This window comes from Bradyrhizobium sp. RD5-C2, from assembly GCF_019972155.1.
In the GTDB taxonomy this organism is placed as follows: Bacteria; Pseudomonadota; Alphaproteobacteria; order Rhizobiales; family Xanthobacteraceae; genus Bradyrhizobium.
In genome coordinates this window covers 156,624-180,032 of the sequence record NZ_BOVL01000059.1, presented here as the reverse complement: position 1 = coordinate 180,032, position 23,409 = coordinate 156,624, and the positions used below count along the sequence as shown (strand labels likewise).

Sequence of the window (23,409 nt, the reverse complement as noted above, 5' to 3'; positions counted from 1 at the left end):
TTCCTCTGCCCGTTCTTACGGGGAGAGGGGCTCCAACCGAAAATACCGTGCGAGATGAGTTCTTGGAGAGTCCCCCTCACCCGGAATTCAGGCTGTGCTTGGATTCCGACCTCTCCCCGCACGCAGGGCGCGAGGTGAAGCTCGCCTTTCGACTGGAAACAAGATCAACGTGCTCAAGGTGCGAGCGTTAGTTAGATGATCTCTCGATGAGTCAGTATATCCTGCGCCGTCTGATGATCGCGATCCCGAGCCTGCTCGGGATTTCGGTCGTGCTGTTCGTCGTGCTGGCGCTCGCGCCGGGCGATCCGTTCAGCGAGCTCGCGACCAATCCGAACGTGCCGCCCGAGGTGCAGGCCGCGCTGCGCACCAAGTTCGGTCTCGATGATCCGATCTATCTCCGCTACCTGCATTGGCTTGCGGCGATGGTGCAGGGCGACTGGGGCTTCTCCTTTGTCAGCCGGATCAACGTCGACACGCTGATCCTGCAGCGGCTGCCGACCACGCTCTACGTGATCGGCTCGGCGCAGCTCTTGGCGCTGCTGATCGCGATCCCGGTCGGCGTCTATGCCGCCACCCGGCCCTATTCGCTGTTCGACCAGCTCGCCAATACCTTTGCTTTCATCGGCTTCTCGCTGCCGACCTTCTTCACCGGCATCCTGTTCATCCTGGTGTTCTCGGTGAAGCTCGACTGGCTGCCCTTCGTCTACACCGACGTCCCCGGCAGCGGCATCCCCTGGCTATTGGAGATGATCCGGCAGGCCATCATGCCGGTGATGGTGCTCGGCCTGTTCCAGGCGGCGTCGATGACCCGCTTCGTGCGCTCGGCGATGCTCGACGTGATCCGGCTCGACTATGTCACCACCGCGCGCGCCAAGGGGCTCGGGCAGACCAAGGTGATCGTCAAGCATGTGATGCGCAATGCGATGATCCCGGTGGTCACGCTGATCGCGCTCCAGATGCCTGCGGTGTTCGGCGGCGCCATCGTCACCGAGCAGATCTTCCGGATTCCCGGCATCGGCTCGCTGCTGATTTCCTCCATCCTCGCCAACGATACGCCGGTCGTGATGGCCGTGACCTTCGTTTTCGCGTGTCTCGTGGTGCTCTTCAACCTGATTGCAGATGTCCTCTATGGCTGGCTTGACCCTCGCATCTCCTTCCGCTGAGCGGCGCGGCTACTCGCCCTGGCGCGAAACCTGGCGGCGCTACCGCCGGCACCGGCCGGCCGTGGTCAGCGCCGTGCTGCTGCTGTTGCTGATCGCGGCCGTGGTGATCGGCCCGTTCATCTGGCGCGTCTCGATGAGCGACATCGACGTGGTGGCAGGCATGCAGGGCCCCTCGCTGGCGCATCCGTTCGGTACCGACGATCTCGGCCAGGACCTGCTCGCCCGCATGATCTATGGCGGGCGCATCTCGCTCGCGGTCGGCCTCGCCGCGATGCTGGTCTCGGTGTTCGTCGGCACGCTGATCGGCGCACTCGCCGGCATGTCACGCGGTCCGCTCGGCTACGCGCTGATGTGGCTGACCGACCTGTTCCTGTCGCTGCCGCAACTGCCACTGCTCTTGATGCTGATCTACCTGTTCCGCGACGGGCTGAAGGCCATGTTCGGCCCGGAGGGCGGCATCTTCATCCTGATCGTGCTTGTGATCGGCGGCCTGCGCTGGATGCCGGTCGCCCGCCTGGTGCGCGCCCAGTTCCTGTCGCTGCGCGAGAAGGAATTCGTCGAGGCGGCGCGCGCGCTCGGCGCGAGCCCGGTGCGGCAGGTGGTACGCCACATCCTGCCCAATGCGCTGGGACCCGTGATCATCGCCGGTACGATCGACGTCGCCGCCGCGATCATCGCGGAATCGACGCTGTCGTTCCTCGGCCTCGGCTTCCCGCCGGATACGCCGACCTGGGGCCGCATCCTCTATGACGCCAAGGACTTTCTCGACATCGGCCCGCACTGGGCGCTATTCCCGGGCGGCGCGATCTTCATCGCGGTCGTCGCCATCAACTTCATCGGCGACGGGCTGCGCGACGCGCTCGACGCCCGCAAGGTGATCTGATGGCGCTGCTCGACATCAAGGGCCTGAAGACCCATTTCACCACCGACGACGGCATCGTCCAGGCGGTCGACGGCGTCGACATCAGCATCAACCGCGGCGAGACGCTCTGCGTGGTCGGCGAGTCCGGCTGCGGCAAGACCGTCACCGCGATGTCGATCCTGAAGCTGATCGCGATGCCGCCGGGCAAGATCGTCGCAGGCGAGATCATGTTCGAAGGCCGCGATCTAGCGCCGCTGACCAGCCATCAGCTCGACGACATCAGAGCCAAGGAGATCGGCTTCATCTTCCAGGAGCCGATGACCTCGCTCAACCCGGTGCTGACGATCGGCGAGCAGATCGCCGAGAGCCTGCGCCGCCACGAGGCGGTGACCAGGAAGCAGGCGCTCGAGCGCACCATCGAGATGCTGACGCTGGTGCAGATCCCCAATGCCGCGGGCCGCGTGCATCACTATCCGCATCAGTTCTCCGGCGGCATGCGGCAGCGCGTGATGATCGCGATGGCGTTGGCCTGCCGGCCCAAGCTCGTGATCGCCGACGAGCCGACCACCGCGCTCGACGTCACCATCCAGGCGCAGATCCTCGACCTGCTGCAGGACATGAAGGAGCGCCTCGGCATGGCGGTGATGCTGATCACCCACGCGATGGGCGTGGTCGCGGAGACCGCGCAGCGCGTCGTCGTGATGTATGCCGGCAAGGTGGTGGAAGAGGCGGCGGTCGACGAATTGTTCGGTAATCCGAGCCATCCCTACACCCAGGGCCTGATCCGCTCGATCCCGCGCATCGATCTCGACGCCGAGCACAAGACCCGGCTGGAAGCGATCGGCGGCTCGGTGCCGATCCTGATCAACCCGCCGCCCGGCTGCCGGTTTGCTTCCCGCTGCAAGCACGCCATGAGCATCTGCACCGAGCAGGAGCCGCGGCTGCGCCAGATCGCGCCCGGCCATCGCATGGCCTGCCACCTCGGAGACGCGTCATGAGCGAGCCGCTGCTGCGCGTCAGCAATCTGAAGAAGCACTTTCCGGTGCTCGGCGGTCTCCTGTCGCGCGAGGTCGGGCAGGTCTATGCGGTCGACGGCGTGTCGTTTGCGGTCAACCGTGGCGAGACGCTGGGGCTGGTCGGCGAATCCGGTTGCGGCAAGTCGACCACCGGCCGCTGCGTGCTGCGGCTGATCGAGCCGACCTCGGGCGAGGTCGTGTTCGACGGCCAGAACGTGATCGGGCTCGGCGGCGGCGATCTGCGCGCCATGCGGCGCAACATGCAGCTCGTCTTCCAGGACCCGTTCGCCTCGCTCAATCCGCGCATGACGGTCGGCGCGATCCTCGCCGAGCCCTTCATCATCCATAATCTCGTGACATCAGCCAGCGAGCGCGAGGACCGCGTCGCGCGCCTTCTGGTCAAGGTCGGGCTGAAGGCCGAGCACATGCGGCGCTATCCGCATGAATTCTCCGGCGGCCAGCGCCAGCGCATCGCGATCGCCCGCGCGCTGACCCTGGAGCCGAAGCTGATCGTGTGCGACGAGCCGGTCTCGGCGCTCGACGTCTCGATCCAGGCCCAGGTCATCAACCTGCTCGAGGATCTGCAGGCCGAGCTGAACCTCACCTATCTGTTCGTGGCCCACGATCTCTCTGTCGTCGAGCACATCTCCGACCGCGTCGCCGTGATGTATCTCGGCCGCATCGTCGAACTTGCCAAGGCCAGCGATCTCTACCGCAACCCGCAGCATCCCTACACCAAGGCACTGCTCTCGGCGGTGCCGGTGGCCGATCCCAAGGCGAAAAAGCTGCGCATCCGGCTCAAGGGCGACGTGCCGAGCCCGATGAATCCACCCAAAGGCTGCCACTTCCACACCCGCTGCCCGATCGCCGAAGAGCGCTGCCGGCAGAGCGCGCCGGAGCTGCGTGAAGGCAGTAACGGGCATTCCGTGGCGTGCCATCTGGCGTAGGGCCGATTGCCCCGCGGCGCAACCTGCTCCCGGACCGTCAGCCTGAGGAGCGCGAAGCGCGTCTCGAAGGGTCGACGGCCACCAGCCGGGCCGTACATCCTTCGAGACGCCGCTTCGCAGCTCCTCAGGATGACGGGGCTAGATGAACTTCGACTAGCGTTGCCGCTTCTTCGCAGTCTTCGTCTTGGCCTTTGCTTTGGCTTTCCGCTTGGGTCGCGCGGCAGGCACGTGCGGCACATCCTTCACCTCTTCGCTCTCACTCACCTCCGCCCGCAACACCTCCAGCAGCCAATCCCGAAACGCGCGCATGCCGGGCGTGACCTCACGCGACTTCAGCCAGGTCAGCCAATAGGACCCCGCCGGCACTTCGGCCGCGAACGGCCGCACCAGCCGGCCTGAGGTCAACTCGTTGTTGAACATCGCAATCGGCACCAGCCCGACGCCGACGCCGCGCGCAGCCGCCTCGGCCATCGCCACTGAACTGTCGAAGATCGGTCCCTGGATTTTCGGGCATGGCGCGCCGGCCACCGCAAACCACAGCGGCCATTCCTCGGCGCGGTAGGAGCGCAGCAAGAATTCCTGCGCCAGATCGGACGGCTTGCGCAGCCGGCCCGCCACATCAGCACAGCACACCGGCGAGAGCGGCGCGGACAGCAGATGGATCGCCTCGGTGCCGTGCCAGGAGCCGTCGCCGAAGCGCAGCGCAAGATCGAGCCCGTCGCCCGCAATGTCGACGCGGTTGTTGTTGGTGAGCAGGCGCAGGTCGATATAGGGATGCGCGCGCTTGAAGCGATCGACCCGCTGCAACAGCCATCCGGTCGCGAACGTCGTGACGCAGCCGACGGTGACGACCTCGCGCGTGCCCTTGGCCTCGATGCGGTCGATCGCGGCCCCGATCCGGTCGAGCGCGTCTGACAGCACCGGCAGCAGCGCGAGCCCCTCGTCGGTGAGCACCAGCCCGCGCGGTAGGCGGCGGAACAGGCTGGCGCCGAGCGTATCCTCGAGCTGCTTGACCTGGTGGCTGATCGCGGTCTGCGTCACGCGCAGCTCCAGGCCCGCGCGGGTGAAGCTCAACAGCCGCGCGGAGGCCTCGAAGGCGCGCAACGCGTTCAGCGGGAGATGCCGGCGCACGGCGTCATGACCAAGTTTTCCTCATGCCTCGTTGTATAAATGATTGTTTGTGCTCCGTCACGCCGCCCGGCAGGTTCGCGCCGCCAACGGAGACGAGAAATGCTGACGAGACGGACATTCGGATTGCGCGCGCTGGGCCTTGCGGTTTCCTGCACTTTGCCGCGGCCAAGCGCCGCGGCAGGACAGAGCGCGGCGGCGGGACCAGGCGAGCCAGCAAAGCGGCTGCAGGAAGAATTTGCACGCATTGAGCTCGCGACCAGCGGCCGGCTCGGCGTGGCCGCGCTCGACATGGAGACGGGGTTGCGCGCGAGCCGGCGCGGTGACGAGCGGTTCCCGATGTGCAGCACCTTCAAGGTGCTGGCCTCGGCCGCGGTGCTGCACCGGGTCGACCGCGGCGAATCCAGCCTCGACCAGCGCGTGCAGGTTGAGGCCAAGGATATCTTGGCCTACGCGCCGGTGGCCAAGCAACACGTCGGATCGAGCATGACGCTGTCCGAACTCTGCGAGGCCGCCATCACCCTCAGCGACAATACCGCCGCCAACCTGCTGCTGCGCGAGATCGGCGGGCCTGCCGGCTTCACCAGCTTCTTCCGCACCATCGGCGACAATGTCAGCCGGCTCGATCGCTGGGAGGTGGCGCTGAATGAAGCCGTGCCGGGCGATCTGCGCGACACCACGAGCCCGGTTGCGATGCTGAAAAGCTTGCAGCGCGTGGCGATCGGCGATGTCCTGCAGCCCGCCTCGCGCCAGAGGCTGGTGGACTGGATGGTCGCCAACAAGACCGGCGACACGAGGCTGCGCGCCGGCGTGCCGCGAGATTGGCGGGTTGGCGACAAGACCGGCACCGGCGATCGCGGCACCTATAACGACATCGGCGTGTTCTGGCCGCCCGGCCGCAAGCCGATCGTGGTGACGGTCTACCTGACAGGGGCAAGTGCTCCGATGGAGAAGTGCAACGAGGTGATCGCCAATGTCGCGCGCGCCGTTGCGAATGCGAGCACCGGGCAGACCGGCTAGAGCTCGATAACGCCGCGCGGCTTCAAAATCGCTGCGCGGCTTGGCAGCATCCAAGGATCATGCGACGCTCAATCCGAATGGCTGACCTGTCAGCAGGCCATACGGAGGACACGTCTTGTATCGCCGCATCGCCCTCGCCGCGCTGTTTGTTGCAGGCCACGCTCACAGCAGCTCTGCTGCGGCCGACCCGGCACGCTGCCGCGAGCTGATCCGCAAATACGAAACCGACAAGGCCCAGCTCAGCGCGGTCGAGATCTCGCTGACGCTATTCTCGGCCGCCAATGCCGATTGCATCAATCTCGCCACCGCGCTGCTCGATGGCGGCGCCTCGGTCGATGCGCGGGACCGGCTCGGTGCAAGACCGCTCAGCCATGCCGCCCGCTCCGGCCATCTCGACATGGTCGACCTGTTGCTCGCCCGCGGCGCGCCGGTCGATGCCCGCAACCTCGCGGGATCGACCGCGCTGTATCTTGCGGCCGAGCGTGGCCATGTCGCGATCGTGCAGCGGCTGATCGACCGCGGCGCCGACGTCAATCTCACCGGACGCAGCGGCGCCTCGGCGGTCGCGGCCGCCGCCTATGCCGGCCGAGACATGGTGGTGCGCATGCTGCTGGCGCACGGCGCCGACGGCCGCAAGGTTGATGACACCGGCAAGCCACCGGTCGTGTATGCGGCAGCCGGCGGCCAGCTCGGAATCGTCAAGCAGTTGCTCGCGCTCGATATCGACATCAACGCCCGCTACGCCAACGATCTGACGCTCCTGATGTGGGCGGCCGGACCGGATGAGACCGTGCCCGAGGCGCAGGCGCTCGAGGTCGTCGCGTATCTGCTGGACGCAGGCGCCAGGGTCGACGATCGCGACGCGCGCGGACGCACGGCGCTGATGATCGCCGCCGAAGGCAACCACCCGGCGATCGCGAAGGCGCTGCTCGCCCACGGCGCCGATGCGGCGCTGGCCGACAAGGCCGGCAAGCACGCCGCCGATCTCACCATCCTGTCCGCGCTGCGCGAGGAGCTGACACCGCGCTGAAGCTTGACGCGATGGACTCATTGGTTGCGGAAGGTCCGCAGGTCGGCTAAATTCTCCTCTACGAAGAGTCTCCGTGCTCATTCGTCCTATCGCGCGACTGGCGAGCTAACGTGGAATAAACCACGGGGAAGCGCGAAGGGTTCCGACGCCGATCGCCTGGGCAACCAATCTGCTGGAAAAACAGCGTGTTGAGGAGCCCGATCATGCCGTCGTTTCGCAACGAACTGTCCATCAACGATCAAGAGATCGCCGCTGCCCTTGTGGGGGAAGAGCGCCGTCAACAGGACGGCGTCGAACTGATTCCGTCCGAGAATTACACCTACCCGGAGGTGCTTGAACTGCTCGGATCGGTCTTCACCAATAAATATTCCGAGGGATATCCGGGACGCAGATACTACGGCGGCCAGCAGTATACGGACGACGTCGAGAACCTCGCACGCCAGCGGGCCTGCTCGCTTTTTCGTGCCGAGCACGCCAACGTTCAGCCGCTTTCCGGATCACCGATGAATCAGGCCGTCTATCTCGGCCTGTTGCAGCCCGGCGACACGATCCTCGCCATGGACCTGTCCCACGGCGGTCATCTCACCCACGGCGCGCCGGTGTCCCACATGGGGCGTTTGTTCAACTTCGTTCGCTACAAGACGGCACCGTCAAACGGCGCGATAGATTTCGATGAGCTGCGCGCGATTGCGCGTGAAGCGCGTCCGAAGATGGTGTTGTGCGGCTACAGCTCCTATCCGCGCGACCTGGACTATGCGGCGTTCAAGAATATCGCAGACGAAGTTGGCGCGCTCACGATGGCCGACGTGAGCCACTATGGCGGATTGGTTGCCGCGAACGTCATGCGCAATCCGCTTGATGCCGGCTTCGACGTCATGACGACGACATCCCACAAGACACTGCGCGGCCCCCGCGGCGGGATCATCCTGTGCCGGAAGGAAAATGCCGGTCGGATCGATGCTTCCGTCTTTCCCGGGTTGCAGGGCGGACCTCACATGAACGTCGTGGCCGGGACTGCCGTGACGCTCAAGAAGGCGGCGACCTCGGATTTCCAGCTTTACGCGCGACAGGTTCTGCGCAACGCGAAGGTTCTTGCCGGCGCGCTGATGGAACGCGGGATGAAGCTGGTCACGGACGGGACGGACAATCACATGATGGTCGTCGATACGATAGCTTCTGTCGGACTGGACGGGCGAGCAGCCGAGGACCTGCTCGAAGCCATCGCCATCACCACAAACAAGCAAGTTATTCCAGACGATCCGCGTCCGCCGCTCAGGCCAAGCGGTATTCGAATTGGGACACCGGCAGCGACCACGCGTGGCATGGGAGATTCCGAAATGCACCGTATCGGCGAGTTCATTGCGGGGGCTCTGCAGGCGAGCGGAGACGATGCGATCCTCGCGCGTCTCAGGTCGGAGTGCATCGAGATGTGCCGAGCTTTTCCTGTTCCAGGCGTGGTGTCCGGGTCTCGATCGAACTGACCGGAACTTTGACGCGCAGATATGCAGAACGGGGTCGGGCGCTCGCGCCCGACCCCGACCGCCAGAAACGCATATGCGACAGCCCTGCGCTCGCGTGAGGGTCAACCCGCCCGCCGCTACGACCCCGCCAGGTAGTCCACCAGCGCGGCGAGGTCGTCGGGCGATGTCGCGATCATAAGGTCTGACATGCCGGGATTGTTGCCGCGGGCGCGGGTGCGGAAATCGGCGATCGTCTTGGCGAGATAATCCCGTCCCATCCCGGCAAGCCGCGGCACCGTGCCGTCGCCCTGGAAGCGATCGAGGTGGCAGGCCGGGCAACCGACGGAAGCGCTGGCGCTGAGCGCCTTCGCGGCGACGTCCTTGGGCGCGCTGGGCTGGCCGAGATTCGGCCATGGCTTCTGCGAAAAATATTCCGCGATCGCCAGCATGTCGTCGCGCTCGAACTGGGTCGCGATCGGCTGCATGATGTCGCTCTTGCGATCGCCGCGCTTGAAATCGCGGAGCTGGATATAGAGATAGCCGGCCTGCTGGCCCCAGATCGTCGGAATGGTCTTGTCGACGGGCTTGCCGTTCTCGCCGTGGCAACCGGTGCAGACCTGCACCTTCTCCTCGATCGTTTCCGCGCGCGCATGCGCCGCAATCAGCAGCAGCGCGGCGCCGCACATCATCAATTTACCGAACATTGGCCCATCCGAAGAAAACCGAGGCGGGACCGAACCGGTCCCGCCTCGCCGTCAATGCTTGCACGTGCGATTATGCATCCCGTCTCGGCTCAGTCGAGCGTGAAGGCGATGATGTTGTTGCCGCGCTTGTAGTCGAGCTGGGTGTTTCCGCCGGCACCGACCACGACATATTGCTTGCCGCCGATCATGTAGCTCGACGGCGGCGCGTTGACGCCGGCGCCGGCGCGGAAGCTCCACAGCTCCTTGCCGCTCGACGAATTGTAGGCCGCGAACTTGCCGTTGCCTTCGCCCGTGAACACCAGGCCGCCGGCGGTGGCGAGGATGCCGCCGATCATCGGCTCGGGTGTCTTGACCTGCCACTTGATCTTGCCGGTGTTGTAGTTCACCGCGGTGATGTTGCCCGACTGCTTTTCGCTCGGGATCACCTTGAAGGCGCCGCCCAGCCACAACTTGCCGTTAGGATAAGCGGAGCTTTCGACGTGGTAGGTCATCGGCTGGTGCAGGTTGATGGCGTAGGCCAGCTCCTGTCCCGGATCGGTCGCGATCGGCGACCATTCGACACCGCCATTGGCGCCGGGCAGCATGCGCGCGCCTTCCTTCGTCGGCAGCACCCACATGTTCTCCTGCGGCACCATCGCCTCGGAGAAGCGGATCAGGCTGCAGTCCTTGCGATCGTGCACATAGATGTGCCCGGTCTTGCCGGCATGGATGACGCCGGGAATCGCCTTGCCGTCCTTGTCCTTGACGTTGACCAGCACCGTCGGGCTGACCGCGTCGAGATCCCACACGTCATGGGCAATGTACTGGAAGTGGCAGACATACTTGCCGGTATCGAGATCGAGCGAGACCAGCGAGTTGGTGTAGAGGTTGTCGCCGGGCCGGTTCGAGCCGTCGAGGTCGGGCGACGGATTGCCGACGACGAAGTAGATCCGGTTGGTTGCGAGATCGACCGACGGGTTCTGCCACACGCCGCCGCCGAGCTTGGCATAGGGATCGCCGATCTTGGCGAGCATGTCCTTCTCGGCCTGGATATTGCGATGCATGTCGCGGCCGGTGGCGTCCTTGGTCGCCCAGACGCCGACGGAGTTCTCCGGAATGGTGTTGAAATTCCAGAGCTGCTTGCCGGTCTTGGCGTCGTAGGCGCGCACGAAACCGCGGATGCCGTATTCGCCGCCATTGGTGCCGATCAGCACCTTGTCCTTGACCACGGTCGGCGCCATCGTCTCGCTGTAGCCGAGCTCGGGATCGGCGATGTTGGTGGTCCAGACCACCTCGCCGGTCTTGGCGTTCAGCGCCATCAGCTTGGAATCCAGCGTCGCCAGATAGACCCGGTCGCCGAGCACCTGGACGCCGCGATTGTTGGGGCCGCAGCAATACACCGTGATCGGCCCCATCTTGTGGGCGTAGTGCCAGAGCTGCTGGCCGGTCTTGGCGTCGAGCGCATAGACATGGCTGAACGACGTCGTGACATACATCACGCCGTCGACCACGATCGGCGATGTCTCCAGCGATTCCTTGACGTCGGTCTGGAAGATCCAGGCGACGTGCAGGTTCTTCACATTGTCGCGGCTGATCTGCTTGCCCGGATAAAACCGCGTCTGGGCGTAATTTCCGTTGGTGAGCAGGAAGTCCTTGGCGTTCTTGTCGGCGGCGTTGAGCTGCTCCTGGGTCACCGGAGGCACATTGGCGTTCCCAAGGACCGACTGCTTCTCCTGCTTGACTTCTTGTGCGATGGCGGCACCGGACAACAGGCCAACGCCGACCGCTGCGGCGAATGCCGCAAGCCCTTTCACGTACATAGTCTCCCCCGTTATTTCTTGGTTGCAGTATCAGGGACGATGTTTGCTACTTCCCCCTCGAGGCCTGGCGTAGCCAGCGCGTACCGTGGTGGCCTTGGTTGCGCTGCAATAGGTGATCAAAAAAGACAACGACAGGTATCGATGGACGGGTTCCATGTTAGCGCTGTCGTTCACAAAGACAACCGATACGCTCAATGCGAAGCCGCAACTGCATGCGTTCGCGCGCCCGAAGTGCTGCTACCGCGGGTTTGCATCAATGTAAGCAATATCGGTGGCTTCCGGCGACTTCGCGCATCGCCGGGCACATTCGCCTTCGCAGGCGCAGCACGCAAAATGAGACTAAGCGTCAAGCGGCAGCGACGCGCGAGGTGCGGCGCCGTCCGAGGCCATTGCTCTTCGCCGACGCGACCGCCTGCTCCCGGGTTACTCCCAAGTTACTCACAAGTTACTCGCAAGTTACTCCCAAGCCCAGGTCGAGAAATCATTCTCGAACTGCGGGACGTCCTTCCACACACCCTTCAGCTTCTTGCTGGCGATCGTGATCAATTGCGGCTGGAACAGAAAGCCGGCGACCGCATCGGTTGCCAGCATCCGCTGCGCGTCGCCGAGCAACTTTGCCCGGCCGGCTTCGTCAGGCGTCGCCATGATCTGCTGATAGAGCGCGTTGAACGCCTCGGACTTGTAGCCGAGATAATAATCCGGCTCGGTCATTTTCACGAGGTCGAACGGCTCGACATGCGCGACGATGGTGAGGTCGTAATTGTGCGGGCCGGTGAAGACCTGCGACAGCCACTGCGCCCATTCCACGTTCTCAATCTTGGCAACGATGCCGACTTTTGCGAGCTGGGCCGCGAGCACCTCGCCGCCCTGCCGCGCGTAGGACGGTGGCGGCAGCTTGAGGCTGAGCTCGAGCGGGGTCTTGACGCCGGCCTCGGCCAGCAGCTTCTTGGCGAGTTCCGGATCATAGGGGTTGATGCCGGTGGTATCGACATAGCCGAGCGATCCCGGCGTGTAGAAGCTGCCGATCGGCGTACCGAAGCCGTCGACCGCGCCGTCGATCATCGCCTTGCGGTCAATCGCGGCCAGGATGGCGCGGCGAACACGGACGTCATCGAGCGGCTTCTTGCGCTCGTTGATGCCGACAATGGTTTTCGTTCGCGAGCCGCCGATCAGCACGTTGAAGCGCGGGTCGGCCTTGAACTGCGCCAGGCTGCGCGCCGCTGCAACCCGCGGAAAGGCGTCGACGTCACCCGACAGCAACGCCGCGACCTGCGCGGCGGGATCGCCGATGAAGCGGATCGTCACCTTGGAAAGCTTGATCGCGGCGGCATTGCGATACTCCGGCCATTTCACCAGCGTGATCGACGAACCCTTGGCCCAGCTGCCGAGCGTGTAGGGCCCGGTGCCGACCGGCTGCGTCACATCGGTCGGCGCGCTCTTCGGCTCGACGATCGAGCCCGACGCCTGGCCGAGCAGGAACGGCAGGTTCGGCTCGGAATATTTCAACGCGACGACGACGGTCTCCGGATCGGGCGCCGTCACCGACGCGAAGGCCTGGTACAGGCTCCTGTCCTTGTTGGTCGAGGTCGGCGCCGCCGCGCGGTCGAACGTGAACTTGACCGCCGCGGAATCGAACGGCTCGCCGTTGTGGAATTTGACGCCCTTGCGGAGTTTGAACGTATAGCTCTTGAGATCCGGCGAGGCTTGCCAGCTCTCGGCGAGCAACGGCGATACCGAGCCGTCCTCGTTGATCTTGGTCAGCGTCTCATAGACGTTGTAGAGCGTGACTTCGGCGATCGCTGCGGCCGCCGCGTTGGTGGGATCGAGTCCCGGCGGCTCCAACGTCATGCCCATCACGACGCTGTCCTTCTTGCCCTGCGCGAGGCTCGGCAGCGGCGCTGCGGCGAGTGCGGCAGCGGCCGCGATGACGCACAATTTCCTCAACATTGGTCTGCTCCCCGGACGTGCTCTTTCATCAGCCTGGGCTGGTCCCGCACAATAGACTAACCGGCCTCCGCGACCACCGGCGGCAGCGCCATCACGGCTTCGGCGTGATGGCAGGCCGCCATATGGGCGTCTCCGAGGTTGCGTAGCGCAGGCGCGGTCTCGCGACAATGCTGGTCGGCGAGAGGGCAGCGCGGCGCGTAGGGACAGCCGGTCACAGCGGACGCCTGCGAGCCGATCGCCTGCGCGCCGCGGCGGCGCCGGACGCCACCTGCCCGGGCGCGCGGAACCGCATCCAGCAGCGCGCGCGTATAGGGATGGGCGCTGTGGGCGAACAGATCGGCGGGCCGGCCCTGCTCGACGATCCGCCCGAGATACATCACTGCGATCTCGTCGCAAAGCAGATCGACCACGGCGAGATCATGGCTGATCAGGATGTAGCTCAAGCCGAATTCATCCTGCAGATCCTGCATCAGATTGAGCACCTGCGCCTGCACCGACACGTCGAGCGCCGAGACCGGCTCGTCGGCGACGATCAGCTTCGGCTGGGTGATCAGCGCGCGCGCGATCGCGATGCGCTGGCGCTGGCCGCCCGAGAATTCGTGCGGGAACTTGTCCATGTCGGCATCGCGCAGCCCGACCTGCCGCAGCACCGCAGCGACACGCTCGCGCAGACCAGCGCGATCCATGCGCCCGAGCGCAGTCAGCGGCTCGGCCACGATGCGCGCGATGGTCTGGCGCGGATCGAGCGAACCGTAGGGATCCTGGAACACCATCTGGAAATCGCGGCGCGCGCGGCGCAGCTCGTCCGGCGCCATCCGATTGAGGTCGCGGCCCAGCAGAGCCACCGTGCCCGAGGTCGGCCGCTCCAGCGCCATCACCAGCCGCGCAAAGGTCGACTTGCCCGACCCGGATTCGCCGACGACGCCGAGGCTCTTGCCCGGCATGACTTGCGCCGTGACGCCATTGAGCGCGTGCACCTGCGCTGCGGGCTTGAACAGGCTTTCACGCGGCAGGGTGTAACGCTGTGCGAGGTCCTTCACCTCGAGCAACGGCGTTGCGGATGATGGCTGTTCCAGTACCGTCATGCGCCGACGCCCCCGGCGGACATCGAGACGTCGGTCCTGATGCAGCGCACGCCATGCCTTCCGCCGACATCGACCACAGCCGGCAGCGCCGCGCGGCAACGCGCCTCGACGATCCCGCAGCGGTCGGCGAAGGTGCAGCCCGCGGGCAGGTCGGCCAGCTCCGGCACGGTGCCGGCGATGGTGGTGAGCCGCGTCCCCTTGCGCGCGCCGAGCCGCGGCCGGGCGCGGAACAGGCCCTGCGTATAAGGATGGCCCATCCGCGTGAACACGGCATTAGTTTCGCCGCTTTCGACGACGGTGCCGCCATACATCACCATCATGCGCTCGACATTCTCGGCAATCACGCCGAGATCGTGCGAGATCAGGATCATCGACATGCCGCGCTCCGCGACGAGATCGGCGATCAGATCGAGGATCTGGCCCTGGATCGTGACGTCGAGTGCCGTGGTCGGCTCGTCGGCGATCAGCACATCCGGCTGGCAGGCCAGCGCCATCGCGATCGTGATGCGCTGGCGCTGGCCGCCGGAAAACTGGTGCGGATAGGCATCGACCCGCTTTGCCGCATCCGGCAGGCCGACGCGATCGAGCAAGGCGATGGCTTCGCCGCGCGCCTCCGTTGCCGAGATGCCGGTGTGACGCCGCAGCGGCTCGGCGACTTGGTGCCCGATCGTGTGCATCGGGTTGAGCGCGGTCATCGGCTCCTGGAAAATCATGCTGATGCGGTTGCCGCGCAGCTTGCAATAGGCCGCATCCGGCAGTCCGACCAGCTCCGCACCATCGAGCCGGATGCTGCCGCTGATCACGGCGCTGTCGGGCAGCAGCCCCATCAGGGCCAGCGCCGTGACCGACTTGCCGCAACCGGACTCGCCGACCAGCCCGAGCGTCTCGCCGCGGCGAAGCGCGAAGCTGATGCCGCGGACCGCCTGTGCCGGGCCGCGGCTGGTGTTGAGCCGGACGCCCAGGTCCTTCACCTCGATCAGCGGCGCGTCACTCATGCTCAACGCTCCCGCGCCAGACGGGGATCGAGCAGATCGCGCAAGCCGTCACCGAGCAAATTGAGCCCGAGCACCGCGATCGCGATCGCAACGCCGGGATAGACCGCGAGCATCGGCGACTGGAACAGCAGGGTCTGCGCGTCGTTGAGCATGCGGCCCCAGGACGGCTGCGGCGGCTGGGTGCCGAGCCCGAGATAGGACAGCGCGGCCTCGGCGAGGATCGCCAGCGCGAACTGGATCGTCGCCTGCACGATCAGGATCGACAGGATGTTCGGCAGCACGTGCTCGATCGTGATACGGAACGAGCCCTTTCCCGCGGCGCGCGCGGCCAGCACGAATTCGCGGGCCCAGATCGCATTGGCCGAGCCGCGGGTGACGCGGACGAAGGTCGGGATCTGGAAGATGCCGATCGCGGTGATCGACGTCACCATGCCGGGGCCCGCGACCGCGGCCAGCATGATGGCCGACAGCACGGCCGGGAAAGCGAAGGTGAAGTCGCTCATCCGCATGATGAGCTCCTCGGTCCAGCCCTTGCGGGCCGCCGCGATCAGGCCGAGGCCGACGCCGAAGGTCAGGCCGATGCCCACCGCGATGACGCCGACCATGATGGTAGAGCGCGCGCCGACCAAAAGCAGCGAGACGATGTCGCGGCCGAGCACGTCGGTACCGAGCCAATGCGCCGCCGACGGCGGATGCAGCTTCGATGCGACGTCGATGTCGTAGGCCGACCACGGCGTCCAGACCAGCGACAGCAGCGCCGCGACGAGCACAACGAGGCTGAGCACCGCGCCGAGGACGAAGCTGCGATGACGCAGCGCGCGGCGCCAGAAGCCGGTCGCAGGCCTCACCCCCGGGGCGATCGCCGCCGTGCCGGCTGATGCGGTCAGCGGCGCGCTCACAGGTTTGCGACCTTGATGCGCGGATCGATGAAGGCATAGAGCACATCGACCACGAAATTGACTGTCACGACCATTGCGGCCAGCAGCATCACGCAGTTGCGCACCACGACCAGGTCGCGGTTGGCGATCGACTGGAAGATCAGCCGGCCGAGGCCCGGCAGATAGAACACGTTCTCGATCACGATGGTGCCGGCCAGGAGATTGGCGAATTGCAGGCCCATGACCGTCATGACCGGGATCATGGCGTTGCGCAGCACATGGCGCCACAGCACCTCGCGCTTGCCAAGCCCCTTGGCGCGCGCTGTGCGGACGAAATCCTCGCGCAGCACCTCCAGTACGGCGGAGCGGGTCACGCGGGCGAGGATCGCGGCCTGCACCACGGCGAGCGAGATCGCGGGCAGCAGCAGCGACTTGATTCCAGCCCAGACGCCGTCATCCCAGCCGGCAAATCCGCCGGCGGACAGCAATTGCAGCTTCACCGAGAACAGCAGGATAAGGAGGATCGCGAACCAGAAATTCGGCAGCGCGATGCCGATCTGAGTCAGCGACATCACGCCGACATCGCCGATCTTGTTGTGATTGGCCGCGGTGTAGATGCCGGCGGCGAGCGCCAGCACCACCGTGATCAGCATCGACATGATCGCGAGCGGGATCGTCAGCACCAGCCGCTCCGCGATCAGGCCGGCCACCGGCGTGCCGTAGACATAGCTGTTGCCGAGATCGCCGACCGCCATGCCCTTGATCCAGAGCAGATAGCGAACGGTGAGCGGCTGGTCGAGGCCGAGCTTGACGGTGAGCGCGCGCACCGCATCGGGCGAGGCGTCGGCGCCCATCAGCATCTGCGCCGCATTGCCCGGCAGCGCGTCGAGCACCAGGAAAATGATCACCGAGGCCGCGAACAGCGTCGCCACCAGGGTCAGGATCCGCCGCAGGAAGAATACGCTCATGCCCGCCCGAAGGATTGGGAACAGGCCGCAGGTTTCAACATGTTCGCGGACGAATGCAAGCCCTTCGCCGCGCCATTCATCATGTCAGCGCCGGCCAACGGCCGAGCAGATCGCTCGCTTGCTCGAACAGCGCCGCGACGCGCAGCAGTTCCGCATCGGCCCGGAAGCGACCGACCAGATGCAGGCCGATCGGCAGGCCGTCGCGGCCGAAGCCGGAGGGGATGCTGACTGCGGGATGTCCAGTCATGTTGAACAGCATGGTCCAGGGAAACCAGTGCGGCCGCACGCTGTCGAAGCTCTGGCCGTCGATGTCGATGCTGCCGAACAGATCCTGGTCGATCGGCAGCGCCGTGCGGGTCACTGTCGGCATCGCCAATAGATCGCCGCGCGCGAACAGCGCCTGCACCCGGCGGAACAGCGCGGTGCGGTCGAACATCGCCTGCTGGTACTCGACGCCGCTCACCTTCGCGGCCAGCGCGAGCTGCTTCAGGAAGGTCGGGCTGAGGTCATCGGGATGATCGGCCGCCAGCTTCTCGAAGCGGGTGCGCCAGACGGTGTGATTGATGGCGCGCCAGATCGGCTCGATGTCGAAGCCGTCGCCGGAGAACTCCTCGAGTTCGGCGCCGAGGCCGGCCAGCCGGTCGAGGCTCGCCTTGAAGTTTGCGGCGACATCTGATGTCACCGGGCGGCCAGGGGGCGACAGGCAGTACAGCACTCGCCTGCCCCTGAGATCACCACACGGCGCCGCGCGATCGAGATAATCAGGCACCGGCACGCCGATCGACCACGGATCTGACGGATCCTCGCCGGCCATCGCCTGCATCATCAGCGCGGTGTCGGCGACCGTGCGCGTGGTCGGCGTGACATAGGTTTGGTTGCCGAAGGCGTCCTGCACCTGGCTGTGCGGGATCACGCCGTTGCTCTGCTTGATCCCGACCACGCCGTTGCAGGCGGCGGGAATCCGGGTCGAGCCGCCGCCGTCCGTCGCAACCGCCAGCGGCGCGATCCCGCTCGCGACCGCCACCGCCGCGCCGCCGCTGGAGCCGCCGCTCGTCCGCTCGGCACTCCAGGCATTGCGGGTGCGGCCGAACAGCGGCGAGTCGGTCAGGCACTTGCTGCCGAACTCCGGCGTCGTGGTCTTGCCGAGCAATATTCCGCCCTGCGCACGGAGCCGGGCCACCGCCACGGCATCATGGTTCGGCACATTGTTCCGGTAAGGCACCGCGCCGAAGGTCGTGCGCACGCCTTTGGTGCTGACGATGTCCTTCACGGTGAACGGGATGCCGTGCAGCAGGCCGAGCGGCTCGCCGGCCATGACCTGCCGCTCCGCGGCCTTCGCCTGCGCCATCGCCTCGTCGGCGCACAGCGTGATGAAGCAGTTCAGCTCGCCCTGCAGCCGCTCGGCGCGGGCGAGCACCGCGGCGGTGAGCTCGACGGGAGAGATTTCCCTAGCGGCGATGCGCGCGCGCAATTCGGTCGCCGGCAGAAGACACGGATCTCCACTCATCCCCAAACACGCTCTCCAGAGGGCCGGACGGCACGTTCGACCGCATTGACAGCCAGAATGCCTCCCATGTTAACTCGGCGTCCAATACGAATTTGAAGGCCAACCCATACGTTTTCGGTATGCCTATGGATTTGCGTCGGCTTCGTTACTTCGTTGCCGTGGCTGAAGAGCGCAGCGTCGGCAAGGCTGCCGAGCGGCTCCGGATGGCCCAACCGCCGCTGTCGGTGCAGATCCGCAAGCTCGAGGCCGAGCTCGGCGCGCCGCTGTTCCGGCGCGGCACGCGCGGCATGGATTTGACGGAGGCCGGCCTCGCTCTGCTGTCGCGGGCGAGCGAGGCGCTGGCGCTGGCCGAGGAAGGCATCGAGGCGGCGCGCGCGATCGCCTCCGGACAACGCGGCCGGCTCGCGGTCGGCTACATGTTCGTGCTGGCGAGCGCGGTGCTGCCGCGCCTGGTGCCGGAGCTGCGCCGGTCGCTGCCCGGCGTCGATCTCGATTTCGTGGAGCTTTCCGCTTCCACCCGCGAGACGCTGCTGCTCGACCGCGCCGTCAGCGTTGCCTTGTGCATGCCCGCGATCCATCACCCGGAAATCCAGGTCGCCCAGATCGGCACGCAACCGCTGATGCTGGCGATGCCCGCGCGCTCGCCGCTCGCCCGCCTCTCCGCCGTGCCGGTCAGCAGATTGCAAGGGCGTCCGCTCATCGCTTTGCCACGGCCGGAGGAGCCCACCTCGTCGGCGGTATCGGCGATGCTGCGGCGGCATCAGGTCGTGATGCCGGTCGTCAGCCGGGTCGAGACCGTGCACTCGGCGCTCAGCCTCGTGCTCGCCGGCGAAGGGCTCGCGATCCTGCCGGCTTGCGCCAAGCTCGGCGCGCCGCCCGGCATCGCGTTCCGGCGCTTCGTCGACATCGCCGACACGATCGAGATCGCGGCCTGCTGGCGGCGCGATTCCGCCAGCCCATTGATCCGAAGTTTCCTCAAGGGCGCCGAGAAGGTCGTTGCACATTTGTGACGCGCGGTCGTTGCCGCTGCCGAGCAACTACCAGGTGTCCGCAGGCAACTCCCGGCTCCGCGGCGGATCGGCGCCTGCGCGCGTGCAGGTGAAGGCGGCGCATTGGCAGGCAAACGACAGCGCGCGTGTGAGCTCGGCCGCGCCGATCTCGCGCAGTTGCTGCCGCGCGATCCGGTCCAGCCGATGCAATGCGGCGAGCAGCGCCGCCTGAAAACTGTCGCCAGCGCCGATCGTATCCACGACATTCACGACCGGCGACGCGACCTCGATCGGTCCGGCCTGGCGATGCCAGGCAGAGGCGCCATCATTGCCGCGCGTGATGACGACGAGCGATACGCCGCCGGACAGCAGCGCTTCGGCCCTCGCCGCATAGGCCTCGTCGCCGAACAGATAGGCGAAGTCGACGTCGGACATCTTGACGATATCCGCCTTGCCGCAGAACGCCAGCATGCGCGCACGATAGGCGTTCTTGTCCTTGACGAGGTTCGGCCGGCAATTCGGATCGAGCGAGATTGTCACCTTCGCCCGCGCATCCTCGATGAAGGCCAGCGTCTCGGCCGCGCCCTTGACGTGGACCAGCGTGGTCGAGCCGGTGTGCAGGCATGTGATGCCGTCAAGCGCAATCGCCTCGCGCCGATAGGCCCAGTTCCGCGATGCGGTGTCGGCGTCATAGAAGGCGTATTGCGTCTCGGTGCCGGTGACGCGCGCAAAGGCCAGCGTTGCCTGGCGATCGCTGCGTGTCGCGCGGCTGAGATCGACGACTGACGCCGCCGCATGATCGGCGATCATGCGGCCGAAGGTGTCGGTCGAGATGCCGCCGACAAAGCCGGTGGGAACGTCGAGCCGGGCGCTGCCGATTGCGATGTTGAGACAGGAGCCGCCGACGGCGGGCGTCAGGGCCTCGCGTCCGTCCGCCGTCCGCGACGGCAGGAAATCAATCAGCGCATCTCCGCAACTCAGCAGCATGCAAATACCTCAACCCGGCGCCGCGCCGGGAGCCCGCTTCATCGCCTCGCGGCTGTCACGATCGAGCTGGCGCAGCATCTTGTGCACGCCGCGCTTCTTGCGATGGAAATCGGTGAGCTCGAGCCTGGTCGGCTCGCTCAACCGCCCGAGCGCCGACATGCCGGCCATCGCCGCATTGATCGAGCTATGCGCACCACTGGCGACCGCGCCCAGCATCGCGGCGCCGAGCAAGACGGGTTCTTGCGTCTGCGGCAGCGCCACCGTGTAACCGGTGGTGTCGGCCATGATCTGGCGCACCAGGGGGCTGCGGCTCGCGCCGCCGCCGATCACGATGGTCTTGCCGCTGACGCCGTGGGCCTGCAGCGCCTCGATGACGTCGGCAAGGCCATAGGCCAGCCCGCACAGGCCGGCGATGAACAGCCGCTCCAGCGCCGACACGTCGGTGTCGAGATCGAGCCCCGCGATCACGGCACGCGAGCCGGGATCGGCATAGGGCGACCGGTTGCCGAGGAATTCCGGCAGGACATGAACGTTGCGTGCAAGCAGCGCCGCGGCCCCGGCATTGCCGCTGCGCGCCAGGATGCGTTTTTCGAGATACTCGATGACATCGACGCCGTCGTGCTTCGCAGCCAGCAAAACCTCGGCATGCGCCGGGTGCGATTTGAGCAGATGATCGATCGCGGCACCGGCCGCCGATTGGCCGCCCTCGTTGAGCCAGAAGCCCGGCACCATGCCTTCGAAATACGGGCCCCAGACCCCGGGCACGAAGCAAGGATCGACCGTCGTCGCCATAATACAGGCCGACGTTCCCATGATATAGGCCAGTCGCTGGCAGACATCGACATCGGTGCCTGAGCCGTCGCGGCCGCCGATCGCGCCGACGCCGCCGGCATGGGCATCGATCAAAGAGGCGCCGACCGCGGTTCCCGGCACAAGGCCAAGATCGCGCGCGGCACCTTCCGACAAGCCGCGGCCGAGCGGCGAGCCCGGCGGAACGATCTCGGTGCCGATGCGGGCAAAGCGATCGGCGGCGAGCGCCTCGAGCCCGACCCGGTTCAGGAAGGGCTCGCTCCAGCCGCCCTCACCCGCGACATAGGTCCATTTGCAGGTGACCGTGCAGGTCGAGCGTGCCAGCGAGCCGGTAGCGCGGAACGAGAGATAGTCAGCGAGATCGAAGAAATGCCCGGCGGACTCGAAGGTTGCCGGCAGATGCCGCTTGAGCCAGAGGATCTTCGGGATCTCCATTTCCGGCGAGATCGCGCCGCCGACATAACGCAGCACGCGGTCGCCGGTCGCGTTGACGAATTCGGTCTCATCCATCGCGCGGTGATCCATCCAGACCACCACATTGCGCGCGGGATCGCCGGACGGGCTGACGGTGAGCGGTCGGCCGGCTCGATCGAGCACGACCAGCGAGCAGGTCGCGTCAAACCCGATGCCCTTGACGTAGTCGGCGGCGACCGCCGCCTCCCGCATCGCGTTGCGCACGGACGTCACGCAGGCGGCCCAGATGTCATCGGACGATTGCTCGACGATATCGCCGGGCTCGTGCCAGACCCGGATCGGATGCCGCGCCGAGCCCAATAGCTTGCCGGCCTCGTCGAATACCCCCGCCCGGGCGCTGGTGCTCCCGACGTCCACCCCGATATAGGCTTGCCGCATGGCCGCTCCGCTATTTCCGGCGCGATCCTACCAGCAAGTGTAGCCGCCATCGACCAGAACGATGCTTCCGGTCATCAGGCTCGCCGCCCCGGAGGCCAGGAACAGCACGACGGAGGCGATCTCGTCGACCTGCCCCATGCGCGCCATCGGGGTTCCACCGATCCAGGCGTCGTACATGCGGGGGCTGTTCTTCACGAAGGCGTTCAACGGCGTCTCGATATAGGTCGGCGCCACGGCGTTGACGCGGACCCCACGCGCGCCCCATTCGGCGGCGAGCGATTTGGTCAAGTGATGCACCGCGGCCTTGGACGCGTTGTAGAAGCACTGCTCCTGCGGCTTGTTGACGATGAAGCCGGACATCGAGCCGACATTGACAATGGTGCCGGACTTCGCCTTCAGCATGTGATTGCCGAACGCGCGGCAGCACCAGAAGGTGCCGTTCAGGTTGACGTCGATGACGTTGAGCCAATGCTCGTCGGTCACGGTCTCGGCGGGCGTCTCGCTGCGCGCGATGCCGGCATTGTTGACGAGGATGTCGACCTTGCCGTACTTGCGCACCAGTTCGTCGGCGACTGCCGAGACGCGGCCGGAATCCGTCACGTCCATCAGCGCGATATCGGCGTCGAAGCCCTTGGCCTTCAGCTCCGCCTGCGCGTCATGGGCCGCCTTGGCGTCGCGGTCGCCGATGATGACCTTGGCGCCGGCTTCCGCGAGTGCCTCGGCACACGCCAGTCCGATGCCCTGCCCGGCGCCGGTGATGATGGCGGTCTTGCCGCCGAGTCTGAATTTCTCGAGATACATTTTCTTCTTCCTTACGCGTGGATCGACTTTCCGCTGTCGTCGAAACGATGGATGCGCGCCGGATCCGGGATCAGCGACACCTTGTCGCCGGGATGCAGGTCGAGCTCGCCGACATAGCGCGCGGTCAGCATCCCGAGCGGTCCGGCATCGACGTAGAGAAAGGTGTCGCTGCCGAGATGCTCGGCGACCGCGACCGTGCCGTGCCAGCCGCCCTGCCCGTCGCGCTCGACCTTCAAATGCTCGGGCCGCACGCCAATGGTGGTTGCGCCCTGCTGCTTCGCGAGTTCCCCGGTGACGAAGTTCATCTTCGGCGAGCCGATGAAGCCGGCGACGAACAGGTTGTTGGGCTTCTCATAAAGCTCGAGCGGCGAGCCATATTGCTCGATCTTGCCGCCGTTCAGCACCACGATCTTGTCGGCCATGGTCATGGCCTCGACCTGATCGTGGGTGACGTAGATCGC

The 23,409-nt window shown here is 66.0% G+C and carries 21 protein-coding genes and 1 riboswitch; of the genes, 8 read left to right on the top strand and 13 right to left on the bottom strand.

All coding sequences use genetic code 11. The annotated features are described in order from the left end of the window. Positions 1-206: 206 nt before the first annotated feature. The 4 genes from BraRD5C2_RS38015 to BraRD5C2_RS38000 are packed head-to-tail and all read left to right on the top strand — an operon-like array spanning position 207 to position 3,988. Positions 207-1,163: an ABC transporter permease gene (locus tag BraRD5C2_RS38015; RefSeq protein WP_223977375.1), complete on the top strand. Its 957-nt coding sequence runs from the start codon at positions 207-209 to the stop codon at positions 1,161-1,163. Further along, complete coding sequence (locus BraRD5C2_RS38010; protein ID WP_223977373.1) at positions 1,129-2,046, top strand: ABC transporter permease; 918 nt, start codon at positions 1,129-1,131, stop codon at positions 2,044-2,046. The genes BraRD5C2_RS38015 and BraRD5C2_RS38010 overlap by 35 nt, the downstream gene beginning before the upstream one ends. After that, positions 2,043-3,023, top strand: a complete 981-nt coding sequence (locus tag BraRD5C2_RS38005) for an ABC transporter ATP-binding protein (RefSeq protein ID WP_223977601.1) — start codon at positions 2,043-2,045, stop codon at positions 3,021-3,023. Before BraRD5C2_RS38010 ends, BraRD5C2_RS38005 begins: the two co-directional genes overlap by 4 nt. Continuing rightward, positions 3,020-3,988: an ABC transporter ATP-binding protein gene (locus BraRD5C2_RS38000; protein ID WP_223977371.1), complete on the top strand. Its 969-nt coding sequence runs from the start codon at positions 3,020-3,022 to the stop codon at positions 3,986-3,988. The genes BraRD5C2_RS38005 and BraRD5C2_RS38000 overlap by 4 nt, the downstream gene beginning before the upstream one ends. 153 nt (positions 3,989-4,141) lie before the next feature. On the opposite strand, the gene BraRD5C2_RS37995 is transcribed toward BraRD5C2_RS38000, so the two are convergent. Next, positions 4,142-5,119, bottom strand: coding sequence for a LysR family transcriptional regulator (locus BraRD5C2_RS37995; protein ID WP_223977370.1), 978 nt, complete (start codon positions 5,117-5,119; stop codon positions 4,142-4,144). Positions 5,120-5,218: 99 nt separating this feature from the next. On the opposite strand from BraRD5C2_RS37995, the gene bla reads away from it, so the two are divergent. The 3 genes from bla to BraRD5C2_RS37980 all read left to right on the top strand — a co-directional run bounded on the left by bla (position 5,219) and on the right by BraRD5C2_RS37980 (position 8,647). Beyond that, complete coding sequence (bla, locus tag BraRD5C2_RS37990; RefSeq protein WP_223977367.1) at positions 5,219-6,136, top strand: class A beta-lactamase; 918 nt, start codon at positions 5,219-5,221, stop codon at positions 6,134-6,136. Positions 6,137-6,251: 115 nt separating this feature from the next. Next, complete coding sequence (locus BraRD5C2_RS37985) at positions 6,252-7,166, top strand: ankyrin repeat domain-containing protein (RefSeq protein ID WP_223977365.1); 915 nt, start codon at positions 6,252-6,254, stop codon at positions 7,164-7,166. 83 nt (positions 7,167-7,249) lie between these two features. Further along, positions 7,250-7,335: riboswitch (ZMP/ZTP riboswitch) on the top strand. 34 nt (positions 7,336-7,369) lie between these two features. Further along, a complete protein-coding gene (locus BraRD5C2_RS37980) occupies positions 7,370-8,647 on the top strand; it encodes a serine hydroxymethyltransferase (RefSeq protein WP_223977363.1) in 1,278 nt (425 codons plus the stop codon). Positions 8,648-8,763: 116 nt separating this feature from the next. Here BraRD5C2_RS37980 and BraRD5C2_RS37975 read toward each other — a convergent pair whose 3' ends face one another. From BraRD5C2_RS37975 to BraRD5C2_RS37940, 8 genes are all read right to left on the bottom strand, one after another. Continuing rightward, the gene (locus BraRD5C2_RS37975; protein ID WP_223977361.1) at positions 8,764-9,330 is read right to left on the bottom strand and encodes a c-type cytochrome; all 567 of its coding nucleotides are present in this window, start codon (positions 9,328-9,330) and stop codon (positions 8,764-8,766) included. A gap of 89 nt (positions 9,331-9,419) precedes the next feature. Continuing rightward, positions 9,420-11,129: a pyrroloquinoline quinone-dependent dehydrogenase gene (locus tag BraRD5C2_RS37970; protein WP_223977359.1), complete on the bottom strand. Its 1,710-nt coding sequence runs from the start codon at positions 11,127-11,129 to the stop codon at positions 9,420-9,422. A gap of 456 nt (positions 11,130-11,585) precedes the next feature. Continuing rightward, on the bottom strand, positions 11,586-13,076 hold the full coding sequence (locus BraRD5C2_RS37965) for an ABC transporter substrate-binding protein (protein ID WP_223977357.1): 1,491 nt from the start codon (positions 13,074-13,076) through the stop codon (positions 11,586-11,588). A gap of 56 nt (positions 13,077-13,132) precedes the next feature. After that, a complete protein-coding gene (locus BraRD5C2_RS37960) occupies positions 13,133-14,161 on the bottom strand; it encodes an ABC transporter ATP-binding protein (protein ID WP_223977355.1) in 1,029 nt (342 codons plus the stop codon). Next, positions 14,158-15,156, bottom strand: coding sequence for an ABC transporter ATP-binding protein (locus BraRD5C2_RS37955; RefSeq protein ID WP_223977353.1), 999 nt, complete (start codon positions 15,154-15,156; stop codon positions 14,158-14,160). Before BraRD5C2_RS37955 ends, BraRD5C2_RS37960 begins: the two co-directional genes overlap by 4 nt. A gap of 2 nt (positions 15,157-15,158) precedes the next feature. Then, positions 15,159-16,055 (bottom strand): ABC transporter permease, encoded by an 897-nt coding sequence (locus BraRD5C2_RS37950; protein ID WP_223977351.1) that lies wholly within the window; start codon positions 16,053-16,055, stop codon positions 15,159-15,161. Beyond that, positions 16,052-17,002, bottom strand: a complete 951-nt coding sequence (locus tag BraRD5C2_RS37945) for an ABC transporter permease (protein WP_223977349.1) — start codon at positions 17,000-17,002, stop codon at positions 16,052-16,054. The genes BraRD5C2_RS37950 and BraRD5C2_RS37945 overlap by 4 nt, the downstream gene beginning before the upstream one ends. A gap of 79 nt (positions 17,003-17,081) precedes the next feature. Beyond that, positions 17,082-18,509: an amidase gene (locus BraRD5C2_RS37940; protein ID WP_223977347.1), complete on the bottom strand. Its 1,428-nt coding sequence runs from the start codon at positions 18,507-18,509 to the stop codon at positions 17,082-17,084. 125 nt (positions 18,510-18,634) lie between these two features. Between BraRD5C2_RS37940 and BraRD5C2_RS37935 the strand changes: the two genes are divergently transcribed. Further along, positions 18,635-19,519 carry a LysR family transcriptional regulator gene (locus BraRD5C2_RS37935; protein ID WP_223977345.1) on the top strand — a complete coding sequence of 295 codons (885 nt, stop codon included), beginning with the start codon at positions 18,635-18,637 and terminating at the stop codon, positions 19,517-19,519. Between the two features lie 27 nt (positions 19,520-19,546). Here the strand turns inward: BraRD5C2_RS37935 and BraRD5C2_RS37930 are convergent, their stop codons facing one another. From BraRD5C2_RS37930 to BraRD5C2_RS37915, 4 genes are all read right to left on the bottom strand, one after another. Beyond that, positions 19,547-20,485 carry a carbohydrate kinase family protein gene (locus BraRD5C2_RS37930; RefSeq protein WP_223977343.1) on the bottom strand — a complete coding sequence of 313 codons (939 nt, stop codon included), beginning with the start codon at positions 20,483-20,485 and terminating at the stop codon, positions 19,547-19,549. 9 nt (positions 20,486-20,494) lie between these two features. Further along, positions 20,495-22,147, bottom strand: coding sequence for an FGGY-family carbohydrate kinase (locus BraRD5C2_RS37925; protein WP_223977341.1), 1,653 nt, complete (start codon positions 22,145-22,147; stop codon positions 20,495-20,497). Positions 22,148-22,174: 27 nt separating this feature from the next. Beyond that, entirely contained in the window at positions 22,175-22,948 is a 774-nt protein-coding gene (locus BraRD5C2_RS37920; RefSeq protein ID WP_223977339.1) for an SDR family NAD(P)-dependent oxidoreductase, read from the bottom strand. 11 nt (positions 22,949-22,959) lie between these two features. Beyond that, a partial coding sequence (locus BraRD5C2_RS37915; protein ID WP_223977337.1) for a TOBE domain-containing protein occupies positions 22,960-23,409 on the bottom strand: 450 nt, incomplete at its 5' end.